Origin of the sequence: Streptosporangium sp. CA-115845, assembly GCF_050943795.1 — a bacterium.
Taxonomy (GTDB): Bacteria; Actinomycetota; Actinomycetes; order Streptosporangiales; family Streptosporangiaceae; genus Streptosporangium.
Map to the genome: position 1 here is coordinate 7183894 of NZ_CP191988.1, position 23998 is coordinate 7207891.

A 23998-nucleotide genomic window follows, 5' to 3' on the forward strand; every position below is an offset into this window, starting at 1 on the left:
GCGGACCATGCCCGCACGCGGCTGCGCGCACCGATAGGGCCGATGCCGGCGTCATACTGCCGATCCGCCAGGGAAGCGGCGAACACTGGCCCAATACCGCACCCCCAACCTCCGGGGTCGGCTCAGGCGCTCGGGGCGACTGGCCAGCAGTCCGCGAGGCGGGCAGGTCTCCAGAATGACGGCCCGGCCTCCGCGCTTGAGCACACGGCACTGCTCTTCGAGCACGCGCTCGACATTCTCCACGTTCCGCAGGAGACAGCCGTGCGTGACGGCATCGAAGGACTCGTCGCCGAAAGGCAGGTCATTCGCGTCCGCATAAGGAAAGGGACATAGACCTTGAGCAACTCCGGCCGTAGCAGAAGAGCCGAGTTCTTCGCCGGCGAGCATGAGCGTCGCTTCAGCTATCCCGCCACCGGCGACAAGCGGAGCATGCTCCGCAACGTTCTCGACTCGCACCGCGCGACGCTGGAGCTGAAGTGCGCGGGCCTGGAGGCCGAACTGGCCTGGCGGTCGGTGGAGCCCTCCACGCTCTCGCTGCTCGGCCTGATCCGTCACCTGGCCGACGTGGAGCGCCGCTGGTTCCGGCGGGTGATGGCCGGGCATGACGCGCCTGCCCGCTTCTCCTCTCCCCAGAACCCCGACGGCGACTTCGACGTCGCCGTCGCCGACCCCGCCTCCGTCGCCGCCGCCTGGCAGGCGTGGCGGGAGGAGGTGGCTTTCGCCGACAGCTACGTCGCCGCCGCGGCCGACCTCGACCTCACCGGGAGGACGCTTGGCGCGGAACGGTGTCGCTGCGCTGGGTGCTCATTCACATGATCGAGGAGTACGCCCGGCACAACGGCCACGCTGACCTGCTCCGCGAGCGCATCGACGGAGCGGCGGGCCTGTGAGAGGCCCCGTACCGCTCGCGTGAGGTTCAGCGCCCGGCGCTGTCGCCGGCAAGGACCGCGTGGGCGGCCCCCGCCTGCTGCTCGTCCGACTTGCGGCGCTCGTAGTAGCAGACGGTGGCGATGGCCAGGGCGGCGCCCCAGACCGGCCAGAAGCATTCCGGCAGCCAGGCCCCCCAGTCGGCCCAGGAAAACCGGCCGGCGATCGTCGACCTGATGTAGGTGATCCCGGCCACGGTGACGATGATCGAGACGAACCCGGCGGGGATGACCGCCATCAGCGGCGGCACTCGCTTGCCGCGCACTCCGATCATCCAGCGCGGGAAGGTCACTCCCCATCCCTGGGTCAGCCCCAGGGTGAGCACGCCGCCGCACGCGCCGAAGGTGGCCAGGTAGGCGCCCGCCAGCCACAGGCTCTGCGGGGCGTCGGCCAGGAAGCCCTCGCTCACGCCGAGGGGGATGCCCAGCACCCATGCCCACCGGGTGGCGCAGTAGAACAACGGCACCGCGACCGCCACGTACACCGCGATGCGCCCGCGCTCCGGGATGAACCAGCTCTTGCGCTTCTGGTCGCGGGTGTAGGCCAGGGCCGCGGCGGCCAGCAGCAGACCGCCGAACGCGCACACGAACTGGTTGAGCACCGGCCAGGTCCAGGCGTCGGCCAGCGTGGTGCCGCCCAGGTCCCAGCCGAAGACGGGGGCGACCAGCAGCAGCGGCGTGTAGGCGACACCCATCATCACCCGGAAGTCGGGGATCACCAGGATCAGGAGCGCGGCGCTCGGCCAGGCCAGGAACAACGGCGCTCGGTTGCTGCTCCTGCGGTTCAGCGCCAGCGCCGTCACCGCGATGATCACCGAGAAGGCGACGATCCACCATCCGAAGCTCGGGGTCGTCCAGGCCAGGATCGACAGTTGCCCGTCGAGGTCGGGGTCCTCGGCGCCCCAGGGGAAGCCGGGCATCCCCAGCGCCCATCCGGCGCCGAGCGCACCGTAGAGCAGCGCCCACAGCGCGGCCGCGTAGCCGTACCGGCCAGAAGTGAAGGATTTCATGCGTCAAGCCTCCCGGCCCGGCCGGCTGGTGGACCAGATGCCGTTCGGCACCCCCTGCGGCCGGCAGAGGTGCCCTTCGGCACTCGCCGGTCGATCACCGGATGCGCATATGGTCATGGGGTGATCCTGATGTGGGTTGTCGCCTTCCTTCCGGTGGTCGCAGCTATCGCCACCGATTAGTTGCTGCTCAAGGGCCGTCTCATCACGGGCGTTGTCGCTGTACTCGGTATCGCCTTTGCCGAACAGATGCAGGTGATGCTGCTGGCAGCCCATCGCCACCTGGACCAAGCCACCCGAAGATCTCGCACCACCGCCAGCGCCGCCCCCTGCCGCCTCGCCCTCACCTCACAGCAAGACGAACGACCAGGACGATAGACCTTCAGATTCTCCGAAGTCCCATCAACACATCAAGAAGCCGGAGCACCAACAGGCAAGCCAGGTCCTGCGGTTAGAGGTTGATTTGTTATTGGCGTCGCGTCCACCTGCGTGCGCAGGCTCGTGGGCCAGCTGGAGCGTGAGGTGTCTGCCGAACAGGTCAGCTTCTCGGTCGTTTACGGCCGAGAAGCTGACTCCCGGGTCTCCGCCCATGTGCGTTCAGCCGCGATCACTCGCTCGATCTCGGGTCCCATGGCGTCGCGCACCTCCACCACACCGTTCTCACCGCGCAGTATCGTCACGATTCCGGTGATCAGTTGTCTGCGTCCGAGCACGTCGCGGGCCAGCACCTCACGTGAGGTCATGAGGGTGTCACCCCAGGGCTCATCCTCAGCACCCCAGCACCACGCCCGGCAGGACAACCCGGGTGCGCGACCGGTGGAGAGCTGGATGTCCTCGCCACGAAGCCGGAAGGTCCGCATGCCGTCCGGATTGAGACGCTTGGCGATCCGCACTCCGGAGCGCAGCTCGTTCAGGTAGCGGTCGCGACTTTCCTCGGGCCATTCCATGAGGTCGAACGGCGCGTGAGTGAGCACTTTCCAACGTAGATCACCGAGCAGCTCGTCGACCTGGCGTTGGTCCTCCTCTGCCTCCCGCTGATTTTCCCGCCACTCCGGCGACATGTCAGCCTCCCGATCGACGCCCTCGGTCTCCGGGGAGTCGCCGCCCTGATCGGCTGTCAGCTCAGCAGGCAGGAGGCCAGGCGGTACCAGGTTGGAGAGTCCCCTTCCCATCGCGGCCCGGCCCCGGGACGTGGGAGGTGCGGGCAAGGGCCTGGAGGACGGCCAGTCTCCGAACTGCGACCGCACCTCAACGACGTCGGCAGGGATAAGTGTTGAGGCGAGTCCGGCAGGCCGGGCATGCTGTGTGGGATCAAAGACATCTTTGATCGGCCAGAATCTCAGCAGAAGCCCCTGAGCCCCGGCGAAGATGCGTAGGCCGTACTCGAAAAAGGGCGGTCCGATCAGCATTCTCCGCCCCGACCCGCCGGACATCAAGCTGGACAGTCCGACCACGCCGGTGTCCGCCACGCATCGTGCCTTCGCCATTGCCTGCCAGGACCCGTCAGGCGCGGGCGGTTCCTCATCCCAGGCCTCGATCCGGCACCTGCCGTCCGAGAGATACACATAGACCTGGTCTTCCATCTCGACGATCACGTTCGCCGGCTCCGCGCTGTGCAACCGGCGCACGCCGTGCAGCATGAACTGCCTGTAGCTGATGTAAACGCTGTCGTCCAGCTCATCGAGCAAGCACGGCATACCGGCCTCCTGATCATCGGAGTGCATGACTTCAGACGATCAGACGCTAGTGATCACAGGTCAGCGCATCGACCTGTGGTGAACTGGGCATCGAACGCCCCCGGATGCTCCGTCCGACTGACATTGCTCAGGCTGAGATGCCGCAAACCCTTGGCCCAAGGGATCCGCACAGGCTGAGCCGACGGTTTTACAGAGCCCTGTCCATGGGTTGTCACATAGGGCCTGACCTGCAATAGTTCGGCCTCAGCGCCCATCCCGCCACGTATAACGACGCACATACGACGTGCTGCTCGCCCTCCAGCGATGTCAGTTCGGCTCGCACATCAGAGTTCGAGTTGCGATCCTCACCGGCCCCGAGGTCCGGGACGGAGGAGGCGGGGACGGTTCTGCTCTGCGCGAAGCCAGCAGAACTCGAACGCGCCCTCTACCTATGGTGAGGCATGGCCTCCTCTGTCCCGCCGCTACGTCCGGCGATCGATCGGACCGATCCCAAGCCGTCTCCGGCTCGTGAGCCGCTGTGGCGGCACGCACTCGGTGAGTGTCTCAGAGGTCTTCGTCACGAGCGGGGCGAGAAGTTGAGCGAGACGGCGCGTCGCGCCGGCGTCTCGCCGCAGTATCTCTCCGAGATGGAACGAGGCCTCAAAGAGCCATCGAGCGAAATGATCGCTGCGGTCGCCGGCGCGCTGGATGTCACCCTGGTCGATCTGACCCTTGCCGTTGCCGAGAGCTTGCGGTCTGCTCAGAGCAGCACGTCGAGAGGTGCTACCTGCTCGGCGGCGTATGCTCTGGCCGCGTAGCGTGGCCTGCCGGGATCATCCACGAGCCTGTGAATGCTCCTCGATGATCTCATCGAGGAGCCCGTACTCCAAGGCCGCGGTCGCGGTGAACACGCGATCGTGATCAGTGTCGGCGCGTAGGGTCTCGATAGTCTGGCCCGTGTGCCGTGACAGTATGCGCTCGATGTCTGCTCGGACACGGACGACCTCGTCGGCTTGCAAGATGAGATCGGGGATCGTTCCGCGCCCCTGAGCAGCCGGTTGGTGCAGGATCACTCGTGCGTGCGGGAGAGCGGCACGTTTTCCTTCGGCGCCTGCGGCGAGAAGGACGGCACCCACCGCGATGGCCTGTCCAACGCAGGTTGTCTCAACCCGCGGGCGGATATAGCGCATGGTGTCATATATCGCGAGCATTGCGCTCGGGTCCCCGCCTTCGCAGTTGATATAGAACTGTATGTCGGCATCGGGGTTGTCTGACTCCAGAAAAATAAGCTGCGCGACGAGCGCGTTCGCGACGCCCGCATCAATTGCGGTTCCCAGATAGACGATTCGCTCGGTGAGCAGGTGCGAGTAGACATCCATGATCCGCTCGCCACGAGAATCCCGGGCGATGACGTTGGGGATCGTGTACGTGGTCACTGACCGACTCCTTCGGTGACGCCGAATCCAGGCCGTGGGCGATTGTGTGGCGCGATTTCGTTGAAGCTCTGGACGATTGCGTCTATGAAGCCGTAGTCCAGTGCCTCTTGCGCTGTGTACCAGCGATCATGCAGAGAATCCTCGAATATACGCTCTACGGGCTGACCCGTGTCCTCGGCGATAAGACCGAGCACCGTGTCGCGAGTATGCCGAAGGTCGCCGGCCTGCAGTTCGATGTCGACTGCGGTGCCACCGATTCCCGCCGAGCCTTGGTGCATCAGGACACGTGCGTGCGGCAGAGCGCGGCGCTTCCCTCGGGTACCCGATGACAGCAAGAATTGCCCAGCGCTGTAGGCGATGCCCAGAACGAGGGTCGATACGTCACAGGGAATGAGTCGAATGATGTCACGGATCGCAAGCATCGATGGAACCGAGCCGCCCGGGGAGTGAATCCACAATGCGATATCGGTCGACGCATCCTGCGTGGCGAGTGCTATCAATTGCGTGGCGAGCAACGTCCCATTGTCATCATCGAGAGGGCCGTCGAGAACGAGAACACGCCGCTCGTAAAGCTGATGCCTTACCCGCGCGTTGAACAGTGGAAGTTTCGATTCTTCACCCATGCGTCCATCATGTGGGGCGATCCGGATCGGCGTCGACACGATCTGCCTGAGGCAGATCTGCTCTGAGCAGAGAGAACTCGGTTTCCGGCCCGGTTCGTAGCATTGCGGTCGGGAATCTACTGGGGCGGGCGCGCCCTCCTGCCGCCCACGCCTTTCCCTGCGGATTTGCTTAGTTTGACGCCAGCCGTCGCTTAATACTCCAGTCGCAGATCGTGAGATTGGGCAAGCTTGTGCGCATGTGAAGCCGTAGGGCTAGGGCCACAACTACGACGGACGGCCACCGCTGTGATCATTCAGGTGTAGTGACTCCTCCGCTCCCTGAAGGGAGCGGCTTCTCGCTAAGCCGCTTGCGCGACGTCGCGAAGGGCAAGCCCTGCCCGCAGGATGTTGATCGCCGCGTTGACGTCGGCGTGCGCCGCATGAGCGCACCGCTGACAGACGAACGTGGCCTGGGCGAGGCGGTTCTCCTTCGCGACATGCCCGCAGCGGGCGCACGTGCGGGAGGTGTTGGCGGGGTTCACCGCGATCAGCTCTCGACCGGCGCTTTCAGCCTTGTGCGACAGGATCGTCAAGAACACCCCCCAACCCGCGTCGAGAATCGAACGGTTGAGGCCGGACTTCTGGGCAACATTGCGGCCGGGCACCTCGACGGTGCCGGACGCCGAGCGGGTCATGTTCGCGATCCGCAGGTCCTCGCAGGCGATGACGTCGTAGTCGCGGACCAGCGCGAGTGCGGCCTTGTGTGCGCCGTCGAGGCGTTGACGGCGGACCTTGCCGTGCAGGGCCGCGACCCGCGCCACCGCTTTACGGCGCCGCGTGGAGCCGCGTTTCCTGCGGGCGAGGTTCCGCTGGGCGACGGCGAGGCGCTCGGCGGAGGCGGCCAGGTGGCGCGGGTTGTCCAGGTGCTCGCCGTCGCTGGTGGTGACCAGCCAGGCCACGCCCAGGTCGATCCCGACGACCGCGCCGGTGGCGGGCAAGGGTTCGGCAGGTACGTCGTCGCACGACAGCACGACGTACCAGCGGGAGCCTTCCCGCTTGACACTGATCGTCTTGACGGTGCCGCGCACCGGCCGGTGCCGGTGGGCGCGGATATGCCCGACACCCTGGAGACGCACGTAGGTGGCGGTAGGGTGTTCGGGCTGGGAGTCCCACCGGCAGCCGTCGCCGTCTTTGGGCCAGGTCACCGTGTCGAAGCACCCCTTGCCCTTGAAGCGGGGAAACCCCGGGGTGCGCCCGGCCTTGACGCGGGCGAAGAACGCGGCGAACGCCTTGTCCAGGCGGCGCAGGGTGGCCTGCTGGGAGGAGAACGACCACCGGCCCTGACCGCCGGTGTCATCGGCGCGGATGTGTTTCAGGTCGGCGGACTGCTCGCCGTAGCGGATGCTCACGCCCGCTTTGGCGTAGGCGGTGCGGCGGTGCTCCAGCGCGGCGTTGTAGAGGGCGCGGTGGTCGTCCAGGCAGGCGGTCAGCGCGGCGGCCTGCCTGCTGGTGGGGCGGAGCAGGAACTTGAACGACCTACGCACGAGCACCACCACTTTTGGAGGTGCGCTCGTACTGAGTGTTGATGTAGCGCCGCACCGTCTCGGCCGACACCGCGCCGACCGTGGCCACGAAGTACGACCGCGACCACAGCGTGGGCAGCTGGGAGCGCAGGTGCGGGAACTCGGCGCGCAGGTGGTGGGAGGTGAAGCCCTTGAACTGGTTGGCCACGTACGACGGCGAGTTCTTCGGGTTGGGCTTGACGAACAGATGCACGTGGTCGGGCATCACCTCAAGCGCCACGATCTCCCACCCGTGCTCGTCGGCCTTGGTGCGGATCAGCTCCTCCAGGCGGTCCTTCACCCGCCCGCCAAGGACCGGGCGGCGGTACTTCGGGCACCACACCACGTGGTACCCGAGGTCATACGCCGCACCGGGAGAAGTGCGTATCCGACGAGTCACATGATGTTTATAACAGCGCCGCTCATCTAATGCACGACGAACGGAGATCTCTGATGCGCAGACCAGACAGGTCAGGGCACGCTCGGGCCTTGGCGGCCCTCCCGCTCCCGATTCCCCCGTCGCCTAAAGGCGACGGTCCCCTCGGGAGGATCTGATGGAACTGAAGATCATGTGGTGGCCGCATTGGCCAGATTAGAACACCTCAGCGCGGCGCGCCTACAAGCCGGCCCGGATGACGCGTTCGCCCACGTGGTGGGCCGGTTCAGACGGCGAGAGGTACGCTTGCGCGCCCGCACCTGCATCCAGAGACTGCTATCCGGCATGGAACGCAAAACCGGCTGATCGCTGGCCGAATACGCCGGCGAGGCCACCCCGATGGCATGCAACGACTGGCGGACAAGTGTCAATCCCCTGGAAACGTGGAGACGGTTCTATGCCACAGCGGTCCTCAGCAGGGCCGATGAGACGTGTCTCTTGTCGATCATGTGACGTTCGAATGTGATGGGCGGCAGGCCATCGTTGGCGCTGTGCCGCCGGATGGTGTTGTAGAAGTCCGTGATCCAGTTCGAACATGGCTACCTGACGTGAAAGTCGCTGAAATCACCTCGGTGAGTGGCAGTGGATCTCTCAGAGGCGAGCGGTAAAATGACCGCGTGACGGTCCAGGATTTCAGTGAGTGGCAGTGGATCAACGAGCCCGCGAAGTGGGCGGCGGATGAGGATCTCCGGATCACCGCCGAGGCGCGCACCGATCTGTGGCGGGTCACCCACTACGGGTACATATACGACACCGCCCACATCTTCGGCAGGACGCTGCCGGGCGACCTGCGGGTGACCACGACATTCCAGGCCTCCTACGCCGACCGGTACGACCAGGCCGGTGCCATGCTCCGGATCGACGAGAGGAACTGGATCAAGGCGGGCGTCGAGTACGTCGACAGGAAGATCAACCTAAGCGCCGTGGTGACCAGGGACTTTTCCGACTGGTCGATGCTCACGGTGTCCGAGCCGGTGGAGTCGGTGACATTGGAGCTGGAGCGCAAGGGTGACGCCGTGACCGTGAGGTACGGGCTCAACGGCGCGGCGCCGGTCACCATGCTCCGCTTCGCCTACTTCCCTCCGGGGGTCCCGGCACTCGCGGGCGTCATGTGCGCGGCCCCCAGGGGCGAGGGTTTCGAGACCCGCTTCACTTCGGTGACGGTCTCCTGACACCACGGCGGCGGACCTGGACGCCGTTGCGCGGCGGGGGAAAGGGCCGTCCGCGAACCTCCCAGGTCATGCGAGAACCACCACATGCGCCTTGTCCGCTTATAGCCAATTTGCCAGTGGCATACAAGGCTCAGACACGCAAACAACAAGAAGGTCGCTCTCCGAAGACCGGACAGCGGCCTTTTGACTGGCCAAACCAAGTGGGGCTACTGAGCCGATCATAAGTTTTGGTACTTATCGGGTGGCGGTGGGAGATCAAGTTCCGGCGGGCGCATGCTGGGAGTATGGCCAGGAAAGGTCGCAGAGCGACGTTCGAGGAGAAGGTCTTCGCCCTCCGGTTGCTGGAGCGGGGCATGTCACCGGATCGGGTGGCTGAGGCGCTGGGGGTGGGCCGCGAATCGGTGTTTCGGTGGAAACGCCAGGCTCGGACGGGCGGTGACGAGGCGCTGAGGATCAAGAAGGCGCCGGGCCGGCCACGGCGGCTGACACCTGGGCAGGAGCAGACCGTCAAGGCGGTGGTGCGTGATGTCACCCCCCCGTCAGGTACTGGGCACGGCCGTGGTGTTGTGGACCAGGGCATTGGTGGCGGTGGTGATCGCGGCCTGGTTCGGCATCGGGGTGTCGGTGGCGGCGGCCGGTCGGCTGCTGCGCGGGCTGGGCATGTCACCGCAGCGCCCGCTTTACCGGGCGTTGCGGCGTGATCCGGCGGCCATCGCCCGGTGGACGGGCGTGGTCTTCCCGTGGATCTGCCGGCAAGCGCGCGAGAAAGAGGCGCTGGTGATGTTCGCCGACGAGATGAGCATGCGCGTCGATCACCGCCATGGCACCACCTGGGGACTGATCGGACAGACTCCTTTGGTGCGGGCCGGGGCGGAACGCCGGTCGGTGAAGATGTTCTCGGCGGTCGGGGCGGACGGCACGCTGCGCTACCGGCTGGGTCACGGCTCGATGGACCGGTGGGCGTTCATCGGGTTTTGCGCGCACCTGTTGCGGACCGTCACCGGGCTGATCTTCCTGATCGTCGACGGTTCCTCGATCCACACCGCCCGGGCGGTCGGTGACTTCGTCGCGCGTACCGGCGGCCGGTTGCGCCTGTTCTTCCTGCCTGCTTATGCGCCCGATCTCAACCCCGATGAGTGGGTCGGCCAGAACATCAAGGCCCGGGCGGCCCGTGAGGCGGTCGCCGATGAGCAGGAGTTGGCCGCGGCCATGCACAGTGGCATGCACCGACTGCAGAAGCGCCCCGACATTGTCCGGGCCTTCTTCACCGACCCGCACCTGGCCTACATCAGCCGGTAGCACCAATAGTCCCAAAATTTATGATCGGCTCAGTATGTCCCACGCCTGGAGGTTATCGGGAGGGGCAGCCCTAGCTTTGTGCTGCACGTGCAGCAGCCACTCGAAACGAGGTCTTCTTCACAATGAGTGCCCAGTACGCATGGTCTGAACGTTTCCCTGCACGGCATCCGGTGACCGAGGGTTCTGATCACCCGGCGGTCAGTCCACTCGGCGATCTGTATCCTCCGGCTACCGAAGCAGAGGTCCGCGAGCTTGAAGAGCGGCTGGGCGTGGAGCTGCCGCCGAGTTACCGGCAGTTTCTCCTGTTCGCCAACGGGTGGGGCAGCGACGATGACTGCTGCCTGCTGCGTGTCGAAGAAGTCGGCTGGCTCCGTGATGTCGATCCCTCGATCGCCGAGAGCTGGTCAGCACCCAAGCAGGAGAACTCATGGAGCGTGCCCGACGAGCTCTACTTCGTCTACGGACTGGAGCAGGACTCCATTCATTACAGAGGGGAGTATGTGCCCGACACCTTTCTGGCCGGGTATTGGGATGATGGAGTGGCTCTCCTCAATCCCCACGTCCGCACCGCTGAAGGTGAGTGGGAAGCCTGGTATCTCGCGCCATGGAAACCCGGCGCTGAGCGTTACAGGTCCTTCTGGGATCTCGCAATGGACGAGCTGCGAATGCGATACGCGCGTTGATGTCCCTTTCGTCGTTGAGTTTCGCCGTCTCGGGTTCTTCATGGCGGTGGTCATGCGCGTGGGCGGCGCTGGCCGCGACCGACTGGAGAGCCGCAGCGCGGTCGGCGACCGCCCGACGCGCGGCGAGACGCCGCAGGCGAATCGCCTTTAAAAAGGGACAGAGGCGGGCCTCGTCTTCTGTACCTCGAAGGGCACCCCGATGAGCGCAAGCAGCGTGCGCCGCGACGTACGAAGATCATCGAGAAGGCAGGACTCCGTGGCATCGGCTGGACCCCTCGCGAGATGCGGCACAGCTTCGTCGCAGGCGCCCAACCAGAGACGACAACGGTCCTGAACTGGGCGCACGGTCCACGGCCGTCCACCGTTGTCCGGCCCCGTCCGTGGCCGTTGTCACCCAGAGCTCGCGCTCTCTGCGCATCCTGTCATCAGTGCTGATTTCGGTGACTCCCCACAGCACCTCGGCAGCGAGCGGGATTCCTGCGCGCCGGGTGACCGGTGTCCGCCGATCAGGCCGCGTGTGGCTCGAACCAGACCGACCCCAGATCATGACCGGAGGTGAGGCGAACGTCGGCGTTCAGCGCCGCGGCCAGATGCCGCAGCAAGGCGATCGTCGGCGCGGTCCCGCCTTCCTCAATGCCCTCGATCTCACCCTCGGTCATACCCGCACGCTCGGCCAGCTCCGCCACAGTCAGTCCAAGCGCACCACGCCGGTCATACAGCGCCTTACCAAAAGCCAGCGCTTCACGGATCATGATCCGTTCGGGATCCTCGATCTCAGGTTCAGGCCGCACCCAGCGGGTGTGATAACCAGTCATCACACCTTCCTCTCATAGATCTCGGCCACCAACCCGTGGTGGTCGCATTCACAGATCTTCTGCGCCCGCACCGCCCTGTCGATCTGCCGTTGATCGTGCTGCTTGGTCTTGCGGAAAACCGTGAGCAACACGATCGTCCTACGCTGCAACATCACGGAGCCGAACCCGCAGTTCCCAGACTGCCCCTTCCAGATGGTCCGACCATGGACCGCCAAGCTCAGCCCCTTTTTCCGCCAGTAGACCGGCTACCTCGTCAACCCGTTTGAAGTCGCTGTCGCTCAGGTTGTCGAGCCACTCACGGACCTCCGGCTCGATCTCAAAGCCATATGGCTTATGCACCTGAGACTCCCTCCGCGCACTCACCTCACTCAGAGTAGCGAACCATCGCCGACGGCAACGATCGAAGAGTCACCTCGCCCCCCCCGAGACGCCAAGGGGGCATGACACAAGCGTGTGCTCACGTGTTGAGGCGACATCTGGCTAAGCGACATGGCGAGGTGGTTAAGCGGTAAAAAGAGAAGCCCTCACCTGTTTTCGCAGGTGAGGAGCTGATGGTGGGCACTACTGGGTTCGAACCAGTGACATCTCGCTTGTAAGGCAAGGCGGGAGGGAGCGGGACCATGGGCAATACCCGCTCCCACCTGCGCATACGGTCCATGGTGATCCACCGTCGTCCGGCCTCGTCCGTGGTCGTTGTCACTCAGTTAGTCACCCAGAGATTCATCTGTCCGAGCCGGTCAGAGCGTGCTTCCATCCGCACGACCAGCGGCTGTGAGCGCCTCCTTCAACGTGACAGCCTGAGGTGACTTGCGTCCGGCAAGCAAGACCTCGACGTCGACCAGTTCCCTGCTCGCATGGCGGTTCAACATGACAGCGTCGACTACGAGGGGAAGACTCACCTGTAGGGCCGCCGCCGCGTCTCCGGCCTCGGCGTGTGCCTTAGCCAAGCACGAGCCATACCAGACGCGATCGCGCTTGTAGCTCTCCGGCAGACCGGACAGTCCATCTGTCAGCAGGTCGATCGCCTTCGACCAGTTGGCAAGGTGCAACTCAGTCATGCCGCGCTGGAGACGGAACCATGTCTCGTCATAGAAGTACATCCACACCGGCTCGTCGTCGGCGTGCTCGGCGGCTCGTCGGATCAGCGCCTCGGCTTCGTCCAGCAGCGTGCGTGCTGGTCTGGCGTCACCTGCGAGCGCGTGACCTCGGGCTGCCATCTGCGCGGCCATCCCTCGTACCCCCGGCGTCACCTGGCCATCGTGCCAGCGGGCCGCGTCGGCGAGCCGGACGCACCTGCGGGCGTTGCCCGCGCTCCATGCCTGGTGGGCCTTCATGCTGAGCGTGGTGGTGGCCATGTTCACGTCGCCGATCTCCAATGCCCAATCATGGGCGCGGTCATACCAGGCGAGCGCGGCGGCCTGGTCGTCGACGTCCAGGGACATCCACGCGACGAACTGGGCGTACTGGGCGGCCAGGTCAACCACAGTGTCGGCGAGCGAGCCACGGGCGTGCTGAGCCAGTTCGACCACCACGCCGAGTTGCTGGCGCACGATCCCGAGCAGCGGGCGAGAACCGATGGTGTCTTCGACCTTGCGGTGTTCAGCCAAGCAGGTGTCCAACCACTTCACGGTCTGCTGATCCACGCGGCTCGGTTGCTGAAGGGTGCGGGTGATCCGTTCGAACATGTCCGCGTCGGGCGCGATGGTCGGCAACGGCAATGCGGGGATCGGAACGCTCAGAACCTCGGCGGGAGTACGATCCTGAACCGCCTGCCGATCGCCGAACAGCTCGGCTTCATCAATGTCGAACGTACGGCAGTACAGGACGCGGTAGGGGTCTTTGGGCTGGTGCCTGCCCGCCTCCCAGTCCTTGATCATGCGCACCAAGGACTCCCGTTCAGGGAAGCGCTCACGAGTGCGGGCGTCGGCGGCCTCAGTGAGTTGCTTGGCCATGTCCCGCTGCGTCCACAGCCGTTGCCGTCGTTCGGCGCGTAGCCGTACGGCCCAGCCCGGAAGATCGCGCATCGCGTACTCCTCAGGGGAGAGTCGGGGATCCGCTCGTCTCCCTCAGTCTCCCCTAGTCGCACTGTCAGCGGGCGTGTCTGCGGCGATGTGATGGAGAGACCGTGCAAATGGCGGGACCCGCAGGCGATCTCAGCGCCGTACGGGTCCCTTGATCGCACACTGGAGGTGCGACCCATGGACAACTGTAGAACCGTCCCACCCGCCGTTGACGAGGCGACGGTGGAGATCCATGACAGGGCGCTGGCCGTCGTCCAGCGGCTGCTCAACGCGCGGGGAATCCGCGCCCACTGCCACCACACGATCAGTCTCGGACTGTTCGCCAACAGTGCGGCCGCCTGGCCCGACCAGCCTCCGCTTCGGTCGTGGATGGAGCGACACCCGCCGGAGCTGACCGTGAAGGGTCCGCAAGGCTGGCGCGTGGCCACGGTGACCGTGGGGGCGCGCTCGGGCAGCTACTTGGTCTCTCTTCGCGACGGCGCGGACCTTCAGGCGGTGCGAAGCGAGCATCCGGAAAAGGTGGTCGCCCTGATCGTGGCTGCTCGGGGGACGTGACCGTGCACGGCTGGATCATCGTGGGCGATGCGGCCACCAAGAGAGTCAACGGCAAAGAGGTCATCGTCACGGCCGGTAAATCGGGCGACATCAGGTCGGTCATCAGGGCGTGGGAGAACGCTGAGCGCCACCGGATGCTGTACGAACTGGGCAACCTCGGCCGCCTGGTCGATGCCGCGCTGACCCGCCTCCAAAGCCACCACCGCACTCCGGGAAGTCACGGAAAACGCGCGCCGTAAACCGGCCACATCGAATGATCACCGGTCGGGTGCGGCGAGAGACCTCCCGTGGTCGCGTTGCCGTACCCGACCAGTAATGACCGTGACCAGGTAACCGTGTCATCCGGTGGCAACCTGACCCGGAGCGCAGTGCCGCCAGGCGCGAGCACCGGAAGCAGGGCGGCAGAGCCCTTGATCCTCGTTACGGGACGTTCCTGATGGGCACCGAGTGGAGACGGCCGGCGCAATGCCGGATGGAACTTAGAAATAGCCATGAAGCGGTTGAACCGACAGTTGTAGGGAGCAATCTGGCTGGCATCTAGGCCATCTGTGAATGATCACACTGCGCGAGAGTAAGGGTCTCAGATAGATGGGAGGAGTGTGGGGCAAACTACTCCCATCCATCGCTTTGATGAGCAAGACTCTACGTATGCCACGTCCTCCCATCGCCAAGACCTCAGCATCCCGCACTTCTAGTGAGGGCCCACAAGACGCTAAGCCCTACCTGCACCGACTGGAGCGGCTTGCAAAAACACTGATCGGTGGCCGCTTCAAGGGAGCAGATGGTGTTTGGCAACTCCAAGAGTCGTTGCTTGAACTTCAGCGTGAAATACAGGAATCGATTTCAAATGCCAAATCGCGAACTCGTGGCGATAAATCCAAGTATAAGATATTGCAGGATCTCAGGGTTGCAAGATGGCATGCGCGGCGACTTGGAGATGCATTCGCCTGGATTCTTTTAGGACTGGACAAGAAGGTCATACGATCCCTCTCCACCAATGCCTCCGTTCCAATTTCTCAAGAAGGCCATGGCAGCCGTGGCTTAATTACAATTTCCTCTCATCTGGCAAACGAAGGATGGGGATTTCCTCTGCTTCACGATGTTACAGACTGTCTCAGGATTGGTGATGTCACATTTATCAAACCTGAGGATGGTGAGCGCAAGCTACACACAGTTGAGGTGAAGACACATCTCAAAGGAGAGCGGCAGGTAGACGAGAAAGTGACGGAGTACGAATATGAGGTGACAATGGTATCGTCAGTTCCGTTTGACTTTCCGGAAAGCCATGCGTCGATTCCAAACAACGACCCCGGCCCTCAGGACATGAACAGCCTTGAGGATATCGTCAACAGGAATCCGCTACCCATCCCAGACCGTAGAGTAGGGCGCCAAGCACGCCGAATGTCGAAGGCCTTCGCTCGCCAGCAAGCCAAAGAAGGGACAGTTACCAAAATAGAGGGAGAGAGCCCATTAATTACAATGGCGTTTGATTCCGAAGCCATTTCACACTGGAAGCCATTAAGGCGCGTGATCCGACGCTCCCGCACAGAGGGCTACGCAAGCGAATGCATCGAGGGAGCCTTTCTTTATGCTGCCTTTTATAACACTGACGGCGTAACCATAGAGGACATTCAGAAGACGGCCATTCCTCAAGACCTTCTTGAATCAGGGATATTGTACCCCGACAATAAGGAGAAGAATTCGATCGTAATAAATGGAATACCGACCTATGAAAGCAAGGGGGCCCAGTTATTCTTACCTTACTACCTCTACTCGATTCCCCAAAGGGCAATATTCGACCTAATGCATGGTCGCCTAATCATTGCCATAATAGGGAATCCGGGTAGAATAGTTACAGCTCTAGAGGATGCCGATTTTGAGGTGTCAAGATCCTCCGAGAAAAACGGGCACCCGCACGATTCACTGGTGATCTCAACCTCGATAACCGACCGCAAGGGAAATTTATTCCGTGCAGACTTGCATGGAATTTCTTTCTTTATAACGGAAGCCATCTATGAGGCCAAGAGCATTCGTTATATAGTCGAAGCTGCACGCTCCATGCGAGATGGTGCTGAGATAGCACTCAAAGAAAAAGGCACGCTCACCCCCGATGCAAACGATTGAATGAACAGGATGATTCTTCGCGCGTGGATGGCGCAGGTCGCGACCGGCCGGAGAGCCGCAGCGCGGCCTGCGACCATCCAACGCACGGCGAGTCGCCGCAGGCGGGTCGCCTTGAACCAGTAAAGAAAGTCTGAGCCCACTACACCCTGAGTGCGACCTGTCCGTCTGATCCGGCCTGGTCATGCTCGCTGGCTGCTGCGGCTTCGAAGCGGTCGCCGGGGGCTTCGATCTCGGTGAACTCCAGCGGGCGCCCGTCCTCGCTGAGCATCAGCCGGCGGACCAGCAACAAGGGTGTGCCGATGGGCTCCATGTTGAGGTCTTCGTAGGTCTCACCGTAGGGCATCTGGGTGTGGACCGAGGTGATCCAGCGCAGTGGCCCGTGAGTGCGCTCCAGGTGGGCGTAGTAGTCCTCGGGCTCGATCTCAGAGTCGATCTCCATACCTCTGCCCTCGCCGGTAATCACAGCGACCTGGTCGGCCAGGAGGTAGGAGCACAGGTGGATCCGGGCGCGGGTCTTGGTGTGCTGCCAGTAGGCGTAGCGGTAGACGCCCATGCGGCCTCGGCGCACTCCCAGGACGTCGGCCTTGCTGCCCTCGATGGTCATGAACAGTGCCGAGTTGGGAGTGACACCGCCTGCGGTGCGCTCGGCCTCGCTGGCGACAGTGACGTGTTCCCATCCCTGCTTGGCGGGGTCGTACGTGGGGCTGAGCAGGTCTTCGCGCTCTGAGCCGCCCATGAGGATGAGGCGGCGGTCAGGGGTGGGGCGAACGAAGGTGCCTCGGCCGTGGGCGACGGTGAGTAGTCCTTCGCCGACGAGCTGGGCAATGGCCTTGCGGATCGTCGGGCGTGAGGTGGCGTACTCGTTGGCGAGGAACGCTTCGCCGGGGAGTGCCTGTCCTGGCTGGTAGTGGTCTTGCACCACATCTGAGCGCAGGAGGTCGGCGATGATTCGCCACCGGGCGGCGCCCTTGTCATCGGTCATGCCGAGTTCTCCTTCTTCCACATTTGCTCTTTACAAGAGGTAGCACGTGTTGTTTACCATGTCCACATGGGCCAAGACGTAGCACGTGTTGGAGTACCTGTTGGGAGCAAGCGAAGGAGGACGTCATGAACAGCAAGGAGGAACCGCAGCACCGCACCGCCGACCAGCAGCCGGAATGGCTGGTCGATCTCGCACGGGTGATCAACGATCCGGGCTACGACCGGTGGCGCTCGATGGTCGCGGCGACCGGAGGGTGTGCCCACCCGGTGCACCTGGCGGGCGAGTCGTTGATCGTCAACGTGACCAGCGGTGAGGTGCTGCACAGCTACCGCACGATGGATGAGCCGTCCGGGCATCTGCTGGTGGCCTGCGGCAACCGACGGGCCTCGGTGTGTCCGGCCTGCTCGGAGGTCTACCGGGCCGACACCTTCCAGTTGATCCGGGCGGGCCTGTCCGGCGGCAAAGGTGTCCCGCAGGAGGTGAGCGCTCACCCTCGGGCGTTCGTCACGCTCACAGCTCCCTCGTTCGGACCGGTGCACACGCGGCGGGAGAAGAACGGGACGGTACGGGCCTGCCGTCCCCGTAAGCGCGACAAGGTCTGTGAGCACGGGCATCCGGTCGGTTGCCATGCTCGCCACGAACCGGGAGACGAACGGCTCGGACAACCCATCTGCGACCGGTGTTACGACTACGTGGGCGCGGTGCTCTGGCAGGCGCACGCGGGCGCGCTGTGGCATCGCTTCACCCTGGAAGTACGGCGCACCCTCGCCAGCGAGGCGGGGCTGAGCCGCCGGGAGTTCGCCAGGTGGGTCCGGGTGTCGTTCGCCAAGGTCGCCGAGTACCAGCGGCGCGGCCTGGTGCACTTCCACGCCATCGTCAGGCTCGACGGTCCGGGCGGCGGGAGTGAGGTCCCTCCGGACTGGGCTGATCACGACCTGCTCAGCCGGGCCATCCCTCCGGCGGTCCAGCGGGTCACGGTCGCCTCTCCCCTGAGTGATCTCGGCCGGTGGGATCTGGTCTGGGGCGATCAGCTCGACATCCGGCCCATCCTGCTCGACCAGGCGGCGGACGGGCTGAGCGAGCGGGCGGTGGCGGGCTACATCGCCAAGTACGCCACCAAGGGTGCCGAAGCCTCCGGCACCGTCGACCATCGCCTGTCGTGTTCGGCCTGCGGCGGTCGAGGACGGTTGAGCCTGATGGCGTCCTGCGGTCGCTGCCATGGGACGGGCCTGAAGCCGGGGCTGCACCTGGACGCGCTCCCGGTCAACGAGCATGCCCGGCGGATGATCCGCACCTGCTGGGAGCTGGGCGCACGTCCTGAATACAAGGCTCTCCGGCTGCGGCCTTGGGCGCACATGCTGGGATTTCGTGGCCACTTCTCATCCAAGTCGCGCCGCTACTCAACCACCCTCGGCGACCTTCGGCAGGTACGCACCACGCACAGGGCCACCGAAGCACGCGAGCGGCACGGGCTCCCGGCCCTCGGTGACGAGACGACCCTCGTACTCGGTCACTGGCGGTTCGCCGGATCGGGTTACTCCCCCGGTGAGGCGATCATGGCCGAACACATCCGCCAGAAGGTCGCCACCGCTCGGAGGATCGCCACCGAGCGGGAGGGCGGATGACAGCACCCGGACCGCCCGGTGAACGGCGGCTCTACCGCATATGCGACGCCATGCACCTGCTCAGCATGAGTCGCAGCGTGATCTATGAGCAGATCAAGGCGGGCCGTCTGCGCTCCGTCACCCAGGGCCGCACCCGGCTCATCCCGGCCTCGGCCATCTCCGACTACATCGCTCTACTCGAACGGGAAGCGAGGGCATCATGACCGCACGACGCAGCCGGGGAGACGGCGGCCTGCACTGGGACGAGCAGCGAGAGCGCTGGATCGCCTCGGTGACGGTCGGCTACACCCCCGCCGGAAAGCGCATCGTCAAGAAGGCCAGCGGCAGGAGCAAGACCGAAGCCAAGGACAAGCTCAAGGAGATCATTCGCGACTATGACGACGGCCTGGCCATCGCTCCGGCGAACTACACGGTGGCCGACGCCGTGAAGTACTGGCTGCAGCACGGCCTGGGCGGGCGATCAGCGACCACAGTGAAGATGTACACCACCTACGCTGACAAGCACGTGATCCCCGCGGTGGGAGCGCGCAAGCTGCGGGATCTGTCGGTGGAGGACGTCGACCGGTGGCTCGCGAGCAAGACGGGTGAGCTGAGCACCCGGTCTCTCAAGCTGATCCACGGCATCCTCAACCGGTCGGTGAAGGGCGCCATGCGCCGCGACAAGGTGAAGCGGAACGTGGTCGATCTCTGCGAGATCCCGGAAGGACGGGAGGGCCGTACCTCCAAGGCGCTCACGCTCGCACAGGCCAGTTCCATTCTCGCCCTGGCGGAGCAGGCCAACCCGCGCATGCGGGCGTACGTGGTGCTCTCGCTGCTGATCGGTGCCCGTACGGAGGAGTTGCGTGCGCTTCTCTGGTCACACGTGGTCGCCTTCGACGAGAGCCGGAACGTGTGGGCACCTGTCACCGAGACCGGCTGGGAGCACGAGCAGTTCGCGATCTACGTGTGGCGGTCCGTGCAGCAGAAGGGAGACACCAAGACCGTCAAGTCGCGCCGTTCTCTCAAGCTCCCCCGGCGGTGCGTGGACGCGCTGCGGATTCTCCGGGAAGAGCAGGAGAAGGCGGGAGCACAAGCGGGCCTTGTCTTCTCCACCTCGAAGGGGACCGCCATGAGCGCGGGCAACGTGCGACGCGACGTACGGAAGATCATTGAGAAGGCGGGACTCCGTGGCACCGACTGGACTCCTCGCGAGATGCGGCACAGCTTCGTCTCGCTGCTGTCGGACTCCGGCGTCCCGATCGAGGACATCTCCCGGCTCGTCGGCCACCGGAACACGGTGGTCACGGAGACGGTCTATCGGAAGCAGATTCGCCCGGTGCTCATGCAGGGCGCGGAGGCGATGGACGACATCTTCGGGAGTTAGTCACCCAGTTAGTCACTCACGCCCCGTTCTGAAGATCAGAAACGGGGCGTTTTGGCTGGTGGGCACTACTGGGTTCGAACCAGTGACATCTCGCTTGTAAGGCGAGCGCTCTACCGCTGAGCTAAGCGCCCGGGGTAATCCCGTTGGACAGACGGGACAACACCTTACGCCACCCGGGGGGATTTCAGCACATCGGGAGACCAGTTGGCCCCCGCGTCGGCGAAACCGGCGGCGCGCCAGCCGAGGAGGGCTGCGCCGAGCATGCCGGCTGACATGCCGAGGGCAGCCTGGCGCAGAGGTGGTGCGTCGCGGAAGGCGAGGCGTTTGCCAAGGCGCTCGGCCAGAGGGACGGAGAGGAGGGGGCCCGCCTCGGCGAGGCCGCCGCCGAGGACGATGGCCGAGGGGTCCAGCAGGAGCGTGTAGGTGGCCAGGGCCAGGGAGAGCGCCTCGACCGCTTCGCCCCAGATCTCCATGGCGAGAGGATCTCCGGAGGCGGTCAGGGCTGCGACCTGCTCGGCGGTGACGGGGGCGGGCGAGGCGGTGGGGACGGTGACGGGCGAGGCTGGGGTGGGCGAAGTGGCAAGGTTAGCGGCAATGGCGGGCGACGAGGCAGTGGGCGAGGCGGTGGTGGCGGCTGAGGCGGTGGGGACGGTGTCAGGCGAGGCGGGGGCTGCGGACGAGGTGGCGCGAGCGGAGTAGCGGCGGGCTACGGCGGAGGCGGAGGCGTAGGTCTCCAGGCAGCCGATCTGGCCGCAGGCGCACGGCTCGCCCTCCGGGAAGACCGGGGTGTGGCCGATCTCGCCGCCCCAGCCGGCGCTCCCGCCGTACGGCTCGCCGTGCAGGATCACGGCGCCCGCGATGCCGGTGCCGATGGGCAGGAACAGGAAGTCGGAGAGCTCGCGACCGGCACCCAGGACGCTCTCCGCGAGGCCACCGGTGCGGACGTCGTGGCCGAGCATGACGGGGACGTCGAGCGGGACGAAATCCGTCGCGGGGACGTCCCTCCAGCCGATGTTGGCGGAGTAGAGGGCCGCATCGGCGGTGACCAGGCCGGGCACGGCGAGTCCGACACCCGCGGGGGTACCGCCGCCCGCGGTGGCGAGGTCGTCGATGAATGACCGGATCGTCGCGACGACGGCGGCGGGGCCCCGATCCCGTGGGGTCGCGCGGCGGTCGGCGCGGATGATCTCACCGGACCCGGTGACGAGGCCGCCCTTCATCGACGTTCCACCGACGTCAAGGGCAACAACGAAGGAGCTCATGCACCCATCCAACAGGTCGAGGGGGCGGGACCGAGCCCGACCCTAGCGCACGGCACGCGTGCTCGGATGGGGTAGATCCACCGATATGGCGAGGGCCAGACAGGAACCCCTGCTACGGCCTCATACACGACTTACGGGTATCTGGGGCGATCAATCGTTGGATGGCGCAGTGAAGCGGTGGTTTCCTTGATCCGGGTGGTTCGGCACGCCGGTGGCATGCCGAACCATCCGGAGAACAGAAACCCCCACTTCCTCGCCCTCGCTGCGCTTTCACCCCGGCGATGATCAACCGGCACTGCGTGCGCGGACCTGGTCGGCCGGGTAGCCTCAAGCGAAACCGGCCCCTCAGGGGACCCGGCGCAGCACCCTGGCCAGGGCGGCCTCCACCTCGTCGGCCAGGCCCGGGGCACAGGCGACGGCCGGTCGGCCGTCGGCGCGGGCGAGCCGCACCGAGCCGCAGGACCGGCACTCCACCTCGCCGAGCCGGCAGATGAGCGCGACGGAGCCGCATGAGGAGCACGTGTCGAGCTCGACTTCATGGGTGCGCCGGCAGTCCGGGCAGATCAGCACCTGCGTCTCGTCGCGCACCCCGCGCGTCCACGGGCTGGCACCACGGATCGGGTCGGTCTGCCTGGCCCCGCAGGAGAAGCAGGGCATGATCGCCTCCGAGAGGTCGGACCGGCGGGCGCCGCGCGAACGGGCGGTCGCCGGATCACCGCTTAGGGAAGTTCGGCGAGCACCTTGCGGTACTCGGCGATGTCGCGGGCCTGTGAAATCGGATTCACGACACGCCAGCGGACCACGCCCTCGCCGTCGATGATGAAGGTTCCGCGCTCCGCGAAGCCCTTCTCCTCATCGAACACACCGTACGCCCGTGCGACCTGTCCATGCGGCCAGAAGTCGGAGAGCAGCGGGAAGGTGTAGCCCTTCTGATCCGCCCACGCGCGGTGAGCGAAGATGGAGTCAATCGAGATGGTGAGAACTTCAACGTCTTCGGGCATGTCGGCCATGAACTCGTCGCGGATGGCGTCGAGTTCGCCGCCGCAGACGCCGGTGAACGCGAGAGGGTAGAAGATCAGCACGATCTTTTTGCCCCGATGGTCGGAAAGCTTGACCGGGGTACCGTGCTGGTCGCTCAGCTCGAAGCCCGGAGCTCGGGTACCCACCTCGATCGCCATGGCCAGGGTTCCTTTCGTCGCATGAGGCATGCGCCATCATCCTGCCGTACGGCTCGCGCGAGCCGTACGGCAGGGCGGACCCTTAGCGGCGCGCCTTGGGCGTCGCCAGACGCGTCCCCGACCAGTCGGGGGCCGCACTGATGCTGCTGGTCTGCGAGAGACCCGCAGTGGTGGCGTCTTCCCCGATGTCGCTCGGCTCCACGTGCCCGTCCCGGCCGGCTTTGGGAGTGAGCAGCCAGATCTGGCCACCATCGGTGAGGTTGGTCACCACGCTGCTCAGGGCGTCGAACAGATCACCGTCACCGTCACGCCACCAGAGCAGCACGACGTCGACGACGTCCTCGAAGTCTTCATCGACCAGCTCGTTACCGGTCAGCTCCTCGACGGAGTCGCGCAGATCGTCGTCAGCGTCCTCGTCCCATCCGACCTCCTGCACCACCTGACCCTGCTTGAGGCCGAGTCGTTCGGCCAGGCCGCGTTCGCCCTGGGCCTGACCCGCGGTCGCGCTCACGTTTGTCCCTCCTGCTTGGATGGCCCCGCAATCACACGGTGCTCAGAGTGCTTCGGCACAGTCCACACGCTGTGACCCTTAGTCGTCAACGGTCGCCACGGCAACGACTGGGCTACGTATGAATTAGTCCGACAAAAATGACAAACGGACCTGGCGTTCCAGATTGTCGACGTTGAGATCCACCACGGCGATGGACTGCCAGGTTCCCAGCGCGAGCCGCCCCGACAGGACCGGGACGGTGGCGTACGGCGGAATGAGGGCGGGCATGACATGCGACCGTCCATGCCCTCTTGAGCCATGCGCATGCCTCCATCTGTCATCGGCGGGAAGCAGAGCCTCCAGCGCCACGAGCAGATCGTCGTCACTGCCTGAGCCCAGCTCCAGCAGCGCGACCCCGGCGGTCGCGTGGGGCACGAAGACGTTCAACAGACCGTCGCCCCCACATGACCGGACGAAGCTCTCGCACTCGGAGGTGATGTCGTGCACCCGTTCCCGGGAACCCGTTACCACCTCGATCGTCTGAGATCTCACATACCGATCCTACGATCCATCGTGAGCTGCGATGACGACCGCACCCGGCGCGGAGCACATCAGGCGCCCCATCCGTCACGCGCCCGCACTGGGTAGATCACCTTATACGGGACGCTCCAGCGCTCCATGGGCGTACGAAAGGGGCGCGGAGGGCACTAAGAGGGAGGGCCACTCGTTACATATATGCAAGGTTCCAGTCGCTCCTCCCAGCCCTGGGAGCCCTCCTCGCGGG

Annotated in this window: 27 protein-coding genes, 2 tRNA genes and 3 pseudogenes; 13 read left to right on the forward strand and 19 right to left on the reverse strand. The window is 65.0% G+C overall.

Annotation, left to right across the window (positions count from 1 at the left end):
- Positions 1–51: 51 nt before the first annotated feature.
- Positions 52–387, reverse strand: coding sequence for a methyltransferase domain-containing protein (locus ACQP0P_RS34245; RefSeq protein WP_433382256.1), 336 nt, complete (start codon positions 385–387; stop codon positions 52–54).
- Between the two features lie 42 nt (positions 388–429).
- On the opposite strand from ACQP0P_RS34245, the pseudogene ACQP0P_RS34250 reads away from it, so the two are divergent.
- Positions 430–890: pseudogene (locus ACQP0P_RS34250) on the forward strand (DinB family protein).
- A gap of 26 nt (positions 891–916) precedes the next feature.
- On the opposite strand, the gene ACQP0P_RS34255 reads toward ACQP0P_RS34250, so the two are convergent.
- The 3 genes from ACQP0P_RS34255 to ACQP0P_RS34265 form a co-directional block, all read right to left on the reverse strand.
- Entirely contained in the window at positions 917–1936 is a 1020-nt protein-coding gene (locus ACQP0P_RS34255) for a hypothetical protein (protein WP_433363031.1), read from the reverse strand.
- 3 nt (positions 1937–1939) lie between these two features.
- Positions 1940–2224 carry a hypothetical protein gene (locus ACQP0P_RS34260; RefSeq protein WP_355614145.1) on the reverse strand — a complete coding sequence of 95 codons (285 nt, stop codon included), beginning with the start codon at positions 2222–2224 and terminating at the stop codon, positions 1940–1942.
- 263 nt (positions 2225–2487) lie between these two features.
- A complete protein-coding gene (locus tag ACQP0P_RS34265) occupies positions 2488–3630 on the reverse strand; it encodes a hypothetical protein (protein WP_433363035.1) in 1143 nt (380 codons plus the stop codon).
- Between the two features lie 575 nt (positions 3631–4205).
- On the opposite strand from ACQP0P_RS34265, the gene ACQP0P_RS34270 reads away from it, so the two are divergent.
- Positions 4206–4427: a helix-turn-helix domain-containing protein gene (locus ACQP0P_RS34270; protein ID WP_433363038.1), complete on the forward strand. Its 222-nt coding sequence runs from the start codon at positions 4206–4208 to the stop codon at positions 4425–4427.
- Positions 4428–4442: 15 nt separating this feature from the next.
- On the opposite strand, the gene ACQP0P_RS34275 is transcribed toward ACQP0P_RS34270, so the two are convergent.
- The 4 genes from ACQP0P_RS34275 to tnpA form a co-directional block, all read right to left on the reverse strand.
- On the reverse strand, positions 4443–5045 hold the full coding sequence (locus tag ACQP0P_RS34275) for a ClpP family protease (RefSeq protein WP_433363041.1): 603 nt from the start codon (positions 5043–5045) through the stop codon (positions 4443–4445).
- On the reverse strand, positions 5042–5668 hold the full coding sequence (locus ACQP0P_RS34280; protein ID WP_355564267.1) for a ClpP family protease: 627 nt from the start codon (positions 5666–5668) through the stop codon (positions 5042–5044). Before ACQP0P_RS34280 ends, ACQP0P_RS34275 begins: the two co-directional genes overlap by 4 nt.
- A 338-nt stretch (positions 5669–6006) precedes the next feature.
- On the reverse strand, positions 6007–7191 hold the full coding sequence (locus ACQP0P_RS34285) for an RNA-guided endonuclease InsQ/TnpB family protein (protein WP_433363045.1): 1185 nt from the start codon (positions 7189–7191) through the stop codon (positions 6007–6009).
- Positions 7184–7609, reverse strand: a complete 426-nt coding sequence (gene tnpA / locus ACQP0P_RS34290) for an IS200/IS605 family transposase (protein WP_433362464.1) — start codon at positions 7607–7609, stop codon at positions 7184–7186. The genes ACQP0P_RS34285 and tnpA overlap by 8 nt, the downstream gene beginning before the upstream one ends.
- Positions 7610–7792: 183 nt before the next feature.
- On the opposite strand from tnpA, the pseudogene ACQP0P_RS34295 reads away from it, so the two are divergent.
- From ACQP0P_RS34295 to ACQP0P_RS34315, 5 genes and pseudogenes are all read left to right on the forward strand, one after another.
- Positions 7793–7948: pseudogene (locus tag ACQP0P_RS34295) on the forward strand (IS701 family transposase); the annotation flags it as partial.
- A gap of 314 nt (positions 7949–8262) precedes the next feature.
- Positions 8263–8817, forward strand: coding sequence for a DUF1349 domain-containing protein (locus tag ACQP0P_RS34300; RefSeq protein WP_433363048.1), 555 nt, complete (start codon positions 8263–8265; stop codon positions 8815–8817).
- 353 nt (positions 8818–9170) lie between these two features.
- Positions 9171–9260 (forward strand): annotated as a pseudogene (locus ACQP0P_RS34305) (hypothetical protein); the annotation flags it as partial.
- 82 nt (positions 9261–9342) lie between these two features.
- A complete protein-coding gene (locus ACQP0P_RS34310; protein ID WP_433363051.1) occupies positions 9343–10116 on the forward strand; it encodes an IS630 family transposase in 774 nt (257 codons plus the stop codon).
- A 122-nt stretch (positions 10117–10238) separates the two neighbouring features.
- Positions 10239–10799 (forward strand): SMI1/KNR4 family protein, encoded by a 561-nt coding sequence (locus tag ACQP0P_RS34315; protein WP_433363054.1) that lies wholly within the window; start codon positions 10239–10241, stop codon positions 10797–10799.
- Between the two features lie 506 nt (positions 10800–11305).
- On the opposite strand, the gene ACQP0P_RS34320 is transcribed toward ACQP0P_RS34315, so the two are convergent.
- The 4 genes from ACQP0P_RS34320 to ACQP0P_RS34335 all read right to left on the reverse strand — a co-directional run bounded on the left by ACQP0P_RS34320 (position 11306) and on the right by ACQP0P_RS34335 (position 13638).
- On the reverse strand, positions 11306–11614 hold the full coding sequence (locus ACQP0P_RS34320) for a helix-turn-helix domain-containing protein (protein ID WP_433363056.1): 309 nt from the start codon (positions 11612–11614) through the stop codon (positions 11306–11308).
- Positions 11614–11766, reverse strand: a complete 153-nt coding sequence (locus ACQP0P_RS34325; protein WP_433363059.1) for a hypothetical protein — start codon at positions 11764–11766, stop codon at positions 11614–11616. The genes ACQP0P_RS34320 and ACQP0P_RS34325 overlap by 1 nt, the downstream gene beginning before the upstream one ends.
- A 400-nt stretch (positions 11767–12166) precedes the next feature.
- Positions 12167–12253: transfer RNA gene (locus ACQP0P_RS34330), tRNA-Val, on the reverse strand.
- A 98-nt stretch (positions 12254–12351) separates the two neighbouring features.
- On the reverse strand, positions 12352–13638 hold the full coding sequence (locus ACQP0P_RS34335) for an XRE family transcriptional regulator (protein ID WP_433363062.1): 1287 nt from the start codon (positions 13636–13638) through the stop codon (positions 12352–12354).
- Positions 13639–13812: 174 nt separating this feature from the next.
- Here ACQP0P_RS34335 and ACQP0P_RS34340 point away from each other — a divergent pair, with 174 nt between their 5' ends.
- The 3 genes from ACQP0P_RS34340 (at position 13813) to ACQP0P_RS34350 (ending at position 16314) form a co-directional block, all read left to right on the forward strand.
- On the forward strand, positions 13813–14190 hold the full coding sequence (locus ACQP0P_RS34340) for a hypothetical protein (protein ID WP_433363065.1): 378 nt from the start codon (positions 13813–13815) through the stop codon (positions 14188–14190).
- Positions 14191–14192: 2 nt separating this feature from the next.
- The gene (locus ACQP0P_RS34345; RefSeq protein ID WP_433363068.1) at positions 14193–14429 is read left to right on the forward strand and encodes a hypothetical protein; all 237 of its coding nucleotides are present in this window, start codon (positions 14193–14195) and stop codon (positions 14427–14429) included.
- Positions 14430–14820: 391 nt separating this feature from the next.
- On the forward strand, positions 14821–16314 hold the full coding sequence (locus tag ACQP0P_RS34350; protein WP_433363071.1) for a hypothetical protein: 1494 nt from the start codon (positions 14821–14823) through the stop codon (positions 16312–16314).
- Between the two features lie 139 nt (positions 16315–16453).
- On the opposite strand, the gene ACQP0P_RS34355 is transcribed toward ACQP0P_RS34350, so the two are convergent.
- Entirely contained in the window at positions 16454–17296 is an 843-nt protein-coding gene (locus ACQP0P_RS34355; protein WP_433363074.1) for a GntR family transcriptional regulator, read from the reverse strand.
- 125 nt (positions 17297–17421) lie between these two features.
- On the opposite strand from ACQP0P_RS34355, the gene ACQP0P_RS34360 reads away from it, so the two are divergent.
- The 3 genes from ACQP0P_RS34360 to ACQP0P_RS34370 are packed head-to-tail and all read left to right on the forward strand — an operon-like array spanning position 17422 to position 20284.
- Entirely contained in the window at positions 17422–18921 is a 1500-nt protein-coding gene (locus ACQP0P_RS34360) for a replication initiator (protein WP_433363077.1), read from the forward strand.
- Positions 18918–19124 carry a helix-turn-helix domain-containing protein gene (locus ACQP0P_RS34365; protein ID WP_433363080.1) on the forward strand — a complete coding sequence of 69 codons (207 nt, stop codon included), beginning with the start codon at positions 18918–18920 and terminating at the stop codon, positions 19122–19124. Before ACQP0P_RS34360 ends, ACQP0P_RS34365 begins: the two co-directional genes overlap by 4 nt.
- On the forward strand, positions 19121–20284 hold the full coding sequence (locus ACQP0P_RS34370; protein ID WP_433363083.1) for a site-specific integrase: 1164 nt from the start codon (positions 19121–19123) through the stop codon (positions 20282–20284). The genes ACQP0P_RS34365 and ACQP0P_RS34370 overlap by 4 nt, the downstream gene beginning before the upstream one ends.
- A 56-nt stretch (positions 20285–20340) precedes the next feature.
- Here the strand turns inward: ACQP0P_RS34370 and ACQP0P_RS34375 are convergent.
- From ACQP0P_RS34375 to ACQP0P_RS34400, 6 genes are all read right to left on the reverse strand, one after another.
- Positions 20341–20415, reverse strand: a tRNA-Val gene (locus ACQP0P_RS34375).
- A gap of 33 nt (positions 20416–20448) precedes the next feature.
- Positions 20449–21546 (reverse strand): ROK family protein, encoded by a 1098-nt coding sequence (locus tag ACQP0P_RS34380; protein ID WP_433363086.1) that lies wholly within the window; start codon positions 21544–21546, stop codon positions 20449–20451.
- Between the two features lie 345 nt (positions 21547–21891).
- Positions 21892–22203 (reverse strand): hypothetical protein, encoded by a 312-nt coding sequence (locus ACQP0P_RS34385; RefSeq protein WP_030920115.1) that lies wholly within the window; start codon positions 22201–22203, stop codon positions 21892–21894.
- A 62-nt stretch (positions 22204–22265) separates the two neighbouring features.
- Positions 22266–22724 (reverse strand): peroxiredoxin, encoded by a 459-nt coding sequence (locus ACQP0P_RS34390; protein ID WP_433363090.1) that lies wholly within the window; start codon positions 22722–22724, stop codon positions 22266–22268.
- Between the two features lie 82 nt (positions 22725–22806).
- A complete protein-coding gene (locus ACQP0P_RS34395; RefSeq protein WP_030920118.1) occupies positions 22807–23235 on the reverse strand; it encodes a DUF3052 domain-containing protein in 429 nt (142 codons plus the stop codon).
- Positions 23236–23358: 123 nt separating this feature from the next.
- Positions 23359–23766 (reverse strand): secondary thiamine-phosphate synthase enzyme YjbQ, encoded by a 408-nt coding sequence (locus tag ACQP0P_RS34400; RefSeq protein WP_030920120.1) that lies wholly within the window; start codon positions 23764–23766, stop codon positions 23359–23361.
- Between the last annotated feature and the right edge of the window lie 232 nt (positions 23767–23998).